Source organism: Vibrio alfacsensis (assembly GCF_019670485.1).
Classification (GTDB): domain Bacteria; phylum Pseudomonadota; class Gammaproteobacteria; order Enterobacterales; family Vibrionaceae; genus Vibrio; species Vibrio alfacsensis.
This window is the reverse complement of the sequence record NZ_AP024165.1, coordinates 3157888-3168162: the sequence shown is the minus strand read 5'-3', so window position 1 is coordinate 3168162 and position 10275 is coordinate 3157888. Positions and strand designations below refer to the sequence as shown.

Sequence of the window (10275 nt, the reverse complement as noted above, 5' to 3'; positions counted from 1 at the left end):
AATTGATCGACGATCCAGTGAATAAGATCTAAGTTATTCACAATTATTTCGCGCTAGATAGTGAGATCAACACATCTTGCCCCAAGATTGCCCACACAATGATCCACATTTGGTCAAAAATGCACAGATCTTGCTTCTGGTGATAACTCTGTGAATGAAATTTCTGTGCTTGATTCTTTTTGATCGTATTTCCCCACTTTTTGATGACGCTTTCATCGCTCATGCTTCTCGATTGGCGACGATTTATACCAAATAGGATCTTATTACTCTCTGGACTAGGTTATTGCACTTGGTTATTTATTTAATTGAGCTAAGTGACAGTAGTATTTCCTACCATAAAAGTTTGGAGATGTATTATGAAACACTGGATTAAGATGGCGGTTGCTGTTATCGCTTTGTCTGCTACAACCGCTCAAGCGACAATCGACACTGCCGCAACTGAAGTAAAAGTCGGCATGTCAGGCCGCTACTTCCCATTTACCTTTGTTAAGCAAGACAAGCTTCAAGGTTTCGAAGTCGATATGTGGGATGAAATAGGCAAACGTAACAACTACAAGATCGAATACGTCACCGCAAACTTCTCTGGTTTATTTGGTCTGCTAGAAACCGGTCGTATCGATACTATCTCAAACCAAATTACGATGACGGACGCACGTAAAGCAAAATTCTTATTCGCTGACCCTTACGTCGTCGATGGTGCGCAAATCACAGTGCGTAAAGGCAATAACAACATTCAAAACGTTGAAGATCTCGCAGGAAAAACCGTTGCGGTTAACCTAGGTTCTAACTTTGAACAGCTCCTACGTAACTATGACAAAGACGGCAAGATCAACATCAAGACCTACGACACGGGAATTGAACACGACGTCGCACTGGGTCGTGCAGATGCATTCATCATGGATCGCCTTTCTGCGCTAGAGCTGATCAAGAAAACTGGTTTGCCTTTAGAACTTGCTGGTGAACCTTTTGAAACCATCGAGAACGCTTGGCCATTCGTGGACAACGAAAAAGGTCGCAAACTTCAGAATCAAGTGAATAAAGCACTCGCTGAAATGCGCGCCGACGGAACAGTAGAGAAAATTTCTGTGAAATGGTTTGGTGCCGACATCACTAAGTAAAACTTCTCTTCTTTTAGGGTGCGGAACGTTATCTCGCACCCTTTTTTAACTCAATGACAAGGTGGAACTTCGTAGTCCACCTTTTCTTTTCTCAAGGTAATACGTCGTATGGGATTTGATTTTAATTACATGTTGGAGCTATTACCGATACTGCTCAAGTATCTTGGTACCACCATGGAAATGGCAACATGGGGATTGATGTTTTCACTCATTTTGGCCGTGATTTTAGCTAACATTCGCGTATTCAAGCTGCCAGTTCTCGATCAATTGAGTCAACTTTACATCAGCTTCTTTCGCGGAACACCGCTCTTAGTACAGCTGTTTTTGCTTTACTACGGCTTACCGCAAGTCTTTCCATTTATGGTGGGATTGGATGCCTTTTCAGCGGCAGTCATTGGTTTAACTCTGCACTTCGCCGCGTATATGGCAGAAAGCATTCGTGCCGCCATCATTGGTATTGATCGCAGCCAAATGGAAGCGAGCTTATCTGTCGGTATGACGACGCCCCAGGCAATGCGTCGTGTCATTCTGCCTCAGGCAACTCGTGTCGCGCTGCCATCGCTAATGAACTACTTTATCGACATGATTAAGTCGACTTCCCTCGCATTCACACTTGGCGTGGCAGAAATCATGGCCAAAGCACAGATGGAGGCGTCCTCTAGCTTCCGTTTCTTTGAAGCTTTCCTAGCCGTTGCACTGATTTACTGGGGCGTAGTGGTTATTTTGACTCGAGTGCAGATTTGGGCAGAAACGAAATTAAATAAGGCGTATGTACGATGATCAAACTAGAAAATATCCACAAGCGCTTTGGTGATACAGAAGTGCTCAAAGGCATCGATCTCGACATAAAACAAGGCGAGATCATTGTGATTATCGGCTCTAGTGGTACAGGTAAATCAACGCTACTTCGCACTGTGAACTTCCTTGAGCAAGCAGACCAAGGCCGAATTACCATTGATAATATTTCTGTTGATACGCAGAAGCACACTAAAGCAGAAGTGTTGGCATTACGCCGTCGAACTGGGTTTGTTTTCCAAAACTACGCGTTATTTGCTCATATGACGGCTCGCCAAAACATTGCAGAGGGCTTGATCACCGTGCGTGGTTGGAAGAAAGACGACGCTCATAAGCGCGCGCAAGAGATTCTGGATGACATTGGCCTTGGTGATAAAGGCGAAAGTTATCCAGCGGCACTGTCAGGTGGTCAACAGCAGCGAGTAGGTATCGGTCGAGCCATGGCGTTGCAGCCAGAATTGCTACTATTTGATGAACCAACTTCTGCATTGGATCCAGAATGGGTCGGAGAAGTTCTCTCATTAATGAAGAGGTTAGCGAATCAACATCAGACGATGCTGGTGGTCACACACGAAATGCAATTCGCCAAAGAAGTCGCCGACAGAGTGATCTTTATGGCCGATGGTAATATTGTCGAACAAGGTTCTCCACAGGATATTTTCGACAATCCACAAGATCTTCGTTTGCAAAAATTCCTTAACCAAGTGGGAATAGAGTAAAGATCAAGCATCAAGATCAATCGATCCTTGAGATTTTACTCACACTACGTATAATCGCCCGGCCGGAATTTCATACGCATGAGTCATTGACACATTATGTGAGTGTGATTACAATTCCGCCTCTTTGTTGAGAGGCGTCGGTTGTTCTTCTCTATATAAAGAGCTTCTTTATATAAAGAAAGCATATTGCCCACGCCGGGTTTAACAAGAACCTAAAACTACTGATCAGTAAAGGTAATTATCATGAAACGCACTTTTCAACCTACAGTTCTAAAGCGCAAGCGTACTCACGGCTTCCGTGCTCGCATGGCAACTAAGAACGGTCGTAAAGTTATTAACGCACGTCGTGCAAAAGGCCGTGCGCGCCTATCAAAATAATCGCTAGTTTATTTTGAACACGTACGCGTTTAATCGGGAGTTACGTTTGTTAACTCCCGAGCATTATCAAAACGTCTTTCAGCAAGCTCATCGAGCTGGCTCGCCTCATTTCACCATCATTGCTCGTAATAACGACCTATCTCATCCTCGACTAGGTTTAGCCGTTCCGAAAAAACAAATCAAAACTGCCGTTGGCCGAAATCGTTTTAAACGTTTGGCTCGCGAAAGCTTTCGTAACAAACAACATCAGCTTCCAAATAAAGATTTTGTTGTGATTGCTAAGAAAAGCGCGCAAGATTTAAGCAATGAGGAAATTTTAAAGTTGTTTGATAAGCTATGGCATCGCCTGTCTCGCCCCTCTCGTGGATAGCCATTGGGCTCATTTATCTCTACCGTTGGTTTATAAGCCCTCTGATTGGTCCTCGCTGCCGATTTACTCCAACCTGCTCAACTTATGCTTTAGAAGCACTGAGAGCTCACGGTTTTGTAAAAGGGTGTTGGTTATCAGGCAAACGTCTATTAAAATGCCACCCTTTGAATGAAGGGGGGTATGACCCCATTCCACCAGTCCAAAAACAAGACAGAGATAAATAACGATGGATTCTCAACGTAATATCCTGCTCATCGCTCTGGCACTGGTTTCTTTCTTGCTATTCCAACAATGGCAAGTCGCAAAGAATCCAGCACCTCAAGCGGTTGAACAGGCTCAATCAAGCAGTACTCTACCTGCACCATCTTTTGCGGATGAGCTTGATCCAGTTCCGGGTCAACAACAAGCATCAGCAAAAACTATCACAGTAACGACTGATGTTTTGACTCTGTCGATCGACACCGTTGGTGGCGATGTGGTACATGCCGATCTAAACAAATACGATGCTGAACTAGATTCATCCGATCCTTTCGTTCTGCTTAAAGACACTCAAGGTCACCAGTTCATCGCCCAAAGCGGTCTAGTGGGTCCTCAGGGTATCGATCTAAGCAGCACGAACCGTCCTCACTACAACGTGAGTGCAGACAGCTTTACGCTCGCTGACGGTCAAGATGAACTGCGCGTTCCAATGACTTTCACGACAAACGGCATCGAATACACGAAAACTTACGTTCTGAAACGTGGCAGCTACGCGTTAAACGTAGAGTACGATATCGTGAACAACTCTGGTAACAACGCAACCTTTGGTATGTACGCTCACCTGCGTCAAAACCTAATGGATGCGGGTGGCAGCATTACAATGCCAACTTACCGTGGCGGTGCTTACTCGACAGAAGACGTTCGTTACAAAAAATACAGCTTTGAAGATATGCAGGACCGTAACCTGTCTATCAACCTAGCAAACGGTGAAGGTTGGGCAGCAATGATCCAGCACTACTTCGCTGCCGCGTGGATCCCACGCAACGAACCAGGCACAAACCTATACACTCGTGTTATTGGTAACCTAGGCGATATCGGTGTACGTATGCCGAACAAAACCATCGCAACAGGTGATCAAGCTCAGTTTGAAGCAACACTTTGGGTTGGCCCTAAACTGCAAAAAGAAATGGCTGCAGTGGCACCAAACCTAGACCTAGTAGTGGACTACGGCTGGCTATGGTTCATCGCGAAACCACTTCACTCACTGCTTGCTTTCATTCAAAGCTTCGTGGGTAACTGGGGTGTGGCAATCATCTGTTTGACCTTCATCGTTCGTGGTGCAATGTACCCACTAACGAAAGCGCAATACACGTCTATGGCGAAAATGCGCATGCTACAGCCTAAGCTGCAAGCAATGCGTGAGCGCATCGGTGATGACCGTCAGCGCATGAGCCAAGAAATGATGGAACTGTACAAGAAAGAGAAAGTGAACCCACTGGGTGGCTGTCTACCTCTTATCCTACAGATGCCTATCTTCATCGCGCTATACTGGGCACTAATGGAATCGGTTGAGCTTCGTCACTCGCCATTCTTCGGTTGGATTCACGACCTTTCAGCGCAGGACCCATACTACATCCTGCCACTACTGATGGGTGCGTCAATGTTCCTAATCCAGAAGATGAGCCCAACGACGGTAACGGATCCAATGCAACAGAAGATCATGACCTTTATGCCGGTTATGTTTACGTTCTTCTTCTTGTTCTTCCCATCAGGTCTAGTTCTATACTGGTTGGTGTCGAACATCGTTACGCTAATCCAGCAAACTTTGATCTACAAAGCGCTGGAGAAAAAAGGCTTACACACCAAGTAACCTTTGCATAAAAACATGAGAAAGGCGGCCAAAAGGTCGCCTTTTTGTTTTTGGCTGATTACAATTCAGCTAATTAATGGTTATGGCTCCCTAGGCTCTGTTGACCTATAGCCCAGCTCAAAAGGCAAGATTATGACTACAGATACGATTGTCGCCCAAGCAACCGCACCAGGCCGTGGTGGTGTTGGCATTATTCGTGTTTCAGGCCCTAAGGCCAACCAAGTGGCGCTCGAAGTAACGGGTAAGACACTCAAGCCACGCTATGCCGAATACCTGCCATTTCAAGCAGCGGATGGAACTGTACTCGACCAAGGCATTGCACTGTACTTCCCTAACCCACATTCTTTTACAGGTGAAGACGTACTTGAACTGCAAGGCCACGGTGGCCCAGTAGTAATGGATATGCTTATTAAGCGTATCTTGGGTATTGACGGTGTGCGTGCCGCTCGACCTGGTGAGTTCTCAGAGCGTGCATTCTTAAACGATAAGATGGATTTAACCCAAGCAGAAGCGATCGCGGACTTGATTGATGCAAGCTCTGAAGAAGCGGCAAAATCGGCGTTACAATCATTGCAAGGTCAGTTCTCACAGCGTATTCAAACGTTAGTGGAGTCTTTAATCTATCTGCGTATATACGTAGAAGCGGCCATCGACTTCCCAGAAGAAGAAATCGACTTTCTTGCCGATGGTAAAGTATCAGCAGATTTGCAAACCATCATCGACAACCTAGAAGCGGTGCGCAAAGAGGCCAATCAAGGCGCGATTATGCGTGAGGGGATGAAAGTCGTGATCGCCGGTCGTCCTAACGCTGGTAAATCAAGCCTACTTAACGCATTGTCAGGCAAAGAGTCCGCCATCGTAACTGATATCGCAGGTACCACTCGTGACGTCCTACGTGAGCATATCCACATTGATGGCATGCCTCTGCATATCATTGATACAGCTGGTCTGCGTGATGCTTCTGATGAAGTAGAGAAAATCGGTATCGAGCGTGCATGGGATGAAATCGCCCAAGCAGACCGTGTTCTGTTTATGGTAGATGGCACCACAACCGACGCAACGGATCCAAAAGAAATTTGGCCGGACTTTGTCGATCGCCTGCCAAGTAACATGGGCATGACAGTGATCCGCAATAAAGCGGATCAAACAAATGAAGAGATGGGGATCTGCCATGTTAACGATCCAACTCTGATTCGCCTATCAGCAAAAACGGGCGCTGGTGTTGATGCCCTGCGTACGCATTTAAAAGAGTGCATGGGCTTCTCTGGTAATACAGAAGGTGGGTTTATGGCGCGCCGTCGTCACCTAGACGCCCTCGAACGTGCCGCTCAGCACCTCCAAATAGGCCAGGAACAGCTTGAGGGCTTCATGGCTGGAGAAATCCTAGCAGAAGAGCTACGTATTACTCAGCAGCACCTCAATGAGATTACCGGTGAGTTCAGCTCTGATGACCTCCTCGGCCGAATCTTCTCTTCATTCTGTATCGGTAAATAACCAAAACGCGCGGTGTTAAGCATAAGTTTAACACCGCGCTTCTTTTTATGCTGACGCACGACAGTTATCCAAAGCGCCAGTATGGCTCAATAAAGGAAGACACATGATCCACATTATAACAGGCAGTACGCTAGGTGGCGCAGAATACGTTGGTGATCACATTAGTGATCTCCTCAACGAAAACGGATTTGAAACAACGATCCACAACCAACCCGAACTGACCTCGATCGATAATCAAGGCACATGGCTTGTGATCACCTCTACTCATGGTGCGGGTGATTACCCAGATAACATTCAACCGTTTATTGCTGCTTTACAAAATACACCACCAAAGATGACGAATGTAAAGTTTGCGGTAATCGCCATCGGTGACTCAAGCTATGACACATTCTGTGCCGCTGGTCAGCACGCATATGACTTACTAGAAGATATTGGTGCAACACCGATGGCTGATTGCTTTAAAATAGATGTACTTAGCCACGCAGTTCCTGAAGACGCTGCAGAAGCATGGTTGCAAGAGAACTTAAGCCAATTTTCAGCTTAACCTGTCTTTCATAGAGTCGCGTCGCGGCTCTATTTTCTCTCCTGACTACGACCCCCTCTTCATTTTTCTTGTTCAACCGCTCAAAAAACGCCCAAACCATCTGTGGATAAGTCAGGGAAGATCCAGTGATTTTCCTTTAGTTATCCAAATAATAACTTAGATCCGTTTTTACCCCTGTGCATAACCATCGATTTTGATCTCAGGTAATCCTCGATCTGATCAACGCATGATCACAAGATATGATCCAAAAAAGATCCATGATCTTGTTGATCATTTTTCAGTTATCCACAGAAATGGTCGATCCTAATAATAGATCTAATAAAAGATCATATATATAGATCTTATATATATAGTCTTTGAGACTAAAATTTGAAAAGCGAGAAAACGATTCTCTCTCTCCGATAAAAAAGGTAAAATACCGCTCTTTTTTATCTGCCCATTAAATCCTTTGAATACCTGAGGTCAGTTCATGCTTTATCACGAAAACTTTGACGTCATTGTTGTCGGTGGCGGACACGCAGGAACGGAAGCCGCGCTCGCATCTGCACGCACAGGACAAAAAACGCTCCTTCTCACCCATAACATCGATACATTAGGCCAAATGTCTTGTAACCCAGCGATTGGTGGTATCGGTAAAGGTCACTTAGTAAAAGAAGTGGATGCTATGGGCGGTCTAATGGCACAAGCCATTGACCATGCAGGTATTCAATTCCGAACACTTAATGCCTCAAAAGGCCCTGCGGTTCGTGCAACTCGCGCTCAAGCAGACCGCGCATTGTACAAAGCGTATGTACGCAATGCGTTAGAAAACGCGCCAAACTTAACGCTATTCCAACAATCGGTCGATGATCTGATTGTGGAACAAGATCGTGTCACTGGCGTTGTGACTCAAATGGGTCTTAAGTTCCGTGCAAAAGCGGTAGTATTAACGGTCGGTACTTTCTTGGGGGGTAAGATCCATATTGGTCTTGAAAGTTCAGCGGGTGGCCGTGCAGGGGATCCTCCATCGATCGCATTAGCGGATCGACTACGTGAACTACCATTCCGAGTGGATCGTTTGAAAACGGGTACACCACCGCGTATTGATGCTCGCAGCGTTGATTTCTCGGTGCTTGAAGCTCAACATGGTGACAATCCAACACCTGTATTTTCATTCATGGGCAAACGTGAACATCATCCGCGTCAAATCCCATGTTTTATTACGCACACCAATGAGCAAACTCATGAGGTGATCCGCAACAACCTAGATCGTAGCCCAATGTATGCAGGCGTGATCGAGGGTATCGGTCCGCGTTACTGCCCTTCTATCGAAGACAAAGTGATGCGCTTTGCAGATAAAAACAGTCACCAAATCTTCATTGAGCCAGAAGGTCTCACGACACACGAACTTTACCCGAATGGTATCTCCACGAGTTTGCCATTTGACGTGCAAGTTCAAATCGTTCGCTCAATGAAAGGGTTTGAAAATGCGCACATCGTTCGTCCAGGTTACGCAATTGAGTACGATTTCTTCGACCCACGTGATTTGAAGCAAACTTACGAAACCAAATTCATCAGTGGTTTGTTCTTTGCGGGTCAAATCAACGGCACGACGGGTTACGAAGAAGCAGCCGCACAAGGTCTAATGGCGGGTCTGAACGCGAGTTTGTACAGCCAAGACAAAGATGGCTGGAGTCCACGTCGTGACCAAGCCTACGTCGGCGTATTGATTGATGACTTGTCAACAATGGGTACCAAAGAGCCTTACCGTATGTTTACCTCTCGCGCGGAGTACCGTTTGTTACTGCGTGAAGACAATGCCGATCTGCGTTTGACAGAAAAAGCGCGTGAACTTGGTTTGATTGATGATGCTCGTTGGGCACGTTTTAATGAAAAAATCGATAACATGGAGACTGAGCGTCAACGTCTAAAATCGACGTGGATGAACCCGAATTCTGTCGGTATCGATGAGCTGAACAAGTTATTGAAGACTCCAATGGCACGTGAAGCAAGCGGTGAAGATCTTTTGCGTCGCCCAGAGATCACATACTCACAGCTCACTCAGCTCGATGCATTCGCACCTGCTCTGGAAGATCAACAAGCGGCTGAGCAGGTTGAAATTCAAGTGAAGTACGATGGTTACATTAAGCGTCAGCAAGATGAGATCGAAAAATCACTGCGCCATGAGAACACTAAACTGCCAACAGACTTGGATTACAAAAACGTAAAAGGTCTGTCGAATGAAGTGGTTGCTAAATTAAGCGATGCAAAACCAGAGAGTATTGGTATTGCATCTCGCATTTCTGGCATTACGCCAGCGGCAATCTCTATTCTGCTTGTGCATTTGAAAAAACATGGTTTGTTGAAAAAAGGTGAGGAAGAGTAATGAGCGCTTTACGCACCAAATTGGATGCTCTGATCGCACAAACGGATTTAGAAGTATCTGAAAAACAACGCGAGCAGTTAGTCGGTTACGTCGAACTGCTTGATAAGTGGAACAAGGCATACAACTTAACGTCAGTGCGCGATCCACTTGATATGTTAGTGAAACATATTCTTGATAGCATCGTCGTTAGCACTCACTTGCCGGGTGAGCGTTTTATCGATGTGGGCACCGGTCCTGGGCTGCCAGGTATCCCGCTTGCCATTATGAACCCCGGAAAGACGTTCTTTTTGCTTGATAGCCTTGGTAAACGTATTCGCTTTATCAAGCAAGTTATCCATACGTTGGGGCTTCAAAATGTGACGCCAATTCAAAGTCGTGTGGAAGAGTTCCAGCCAGAAGAAAAATTTGATGGCGTTTTGAGTCGAGCTTTTGCTTCAATGACGGATATGGTGGAATGGTGTCATCATCTGCCTAAACAAGATTCTGGGGTGTTTCTCGCATTGAAGGGACAACACCCTAAAGATGAAATAGATCTGCTTCCTGAATGGTGCAGTGTGACCGAGATCATATCTTTAGCTGTTCCTGAGTTGGAAGGTGATCGTCATCTAGTAATCTTATCGCGCAAGGAAAATTAGCGAGGTAA

11 protein-coding genes are annotated in these 10275 nt (G+C 45.7%); all 11 read left to right on the top strand.

What is annotated here, in order from left to right:
* The first annotated feature begins 356 nt into the window (after positions 1 to 356).
* A complete protein-coding gene (locus VA249_RS14675; RefSeq protein ID WP_221068398.1) occupies positions 357 to 1118 on the top strand; it encodes an amino acid ABC transporter substrate-binding protein in 762 nt (253 codons plus the stop codon).
* A 108-nt stretch (positions 1119 to 1226) separates the two neighbouring features.
* Positions 1227 to 1898, top strand: coding sequence for an amino acid ABC transporter permease (locus VA249_RS14670; protein ID WP_221068397.1), 672 nt, complete (start codon positions 1227 to 1229; stop codon positions 1896 to 1898).
* Positions 1895 to 2632 carry an amino acid ABC transporter ATP-binding protein gene (locus tag VA249_RS14665; protein ID WP_128809804.1) on the top strand — a complete coding sequence of 246 codons (738 nt, stop codon included), beginning with the start codon at positions 1895 to 1897 and terminating at the stop codon, positions 2630 to 2632. Before VA249_RS14670 ends, VA249_RS14665 begins: the two co-directional genes overlap by 4 nt.
* A 243-nt stretch (positions 2633 to 2875) precedes the next feature.
* Entirely contained in the window at positions 2876 to 3010 is a 135-nt protein-coding gene (rpmH, locus tag VA249_RS14660; protein ID WP_005378825.1) for a 50S ribosomal protein L34, read from the top strand.
* Between the two features lie 46 nt (positions 3011 to 3056).
* Positions 3057 to 3380 (top strand): ribonuclease P protein component, encoded by a 324-nt coding sequence (gene rnpA, locus VA249_RS14655; protein WP_241214344.1) that lies wholly within the window; start codon positions 3057 to 3059, stop codon positions 3378 to 3380.
* Complete coding sequence (gene yidD, locus VA249_RS14650) at positions 3347 to 3604, top strand: membrane protein insertion efficiency factor YidD (protein ID WP_099080494.1); 258 nt, start codon at positions 3347 to 3349, stop codon at positions 3602 to 3604. Before rnpA ends, yidD begins: the two co-directional genes overlap by 34 nt.
* 2 nt (positions 3605 to 3606) lie before the next feature.
* A complete protein-coding gene (gene yidC, locus VA249_RS14645; protein ID WP_221068396.1) occupies positions 3607 to 5229 on the top strand; it encodes a membrane protein insertase YidC in 1623 nt (540 codons plus the stop codon).
* Between the two features lie 132 nt (positions 5230 to 5361).
* Positions 5362 to 6723 (top strand): tRNA uridine-5-carboxymethylaminomethyl(34) synthesis GTPase MnmE, encoded by a 1362-nt coding sequence (gene mnmE / locus VA249_RS14640; RefSeq protein ID WP_128809801.1) that lies wholly within the window; start codon positions 5362 to 5364, stop codon positions 6721 to 6723.
* Between the two features lie 103 nt (positions 6724 to 6826).
* A complete protein-coding gene (gene mioC, locus VA249_RS14635; RefSeq protein WP_128809800.1) occupies positions 6827 to 7267 on the top strand; it encodes an FMN-binding protein MioC in 441 nt (146 codons plus the stop codon).
* 469 nt (positions 7268 to 7736) lie between these two features.
* Positions 7737 to 9632 carry a tRNA uridine-5-carboxymethylaminomethyl(34) synthesis enzyme MnmG gene (mnmG, locus tag VA249_RS14630; RefSeq protein ID WP_221068395.1) on the top strand — a complete coding sequence of 632 codons (1896 nt, stop codon included), beginning with the start codon at positions 7737 to 7739 and terminating at the stop codon, positions 9630 to 9632.
* Positions 9632 to 10267 carry a 16S rRNA (guanine(527)-N(7))-methyltransferase RsmG gene (rsmG, locus tag VA249_RS14625; protein WP_221068394.1) on the top strand — a complete coding sequence of 212 codons (636 nt, stop codon included), beginning with the start codon at positions 9632 to 9634 and terminating at the stop codon, positions 10265 to 10267. The genes mnmG and rsmG overlap by 1 nt, the downstream gene beginning before the upstream one ends.
* Positions 10268 to 10275 lie beyond the last annotated feature (8 nt).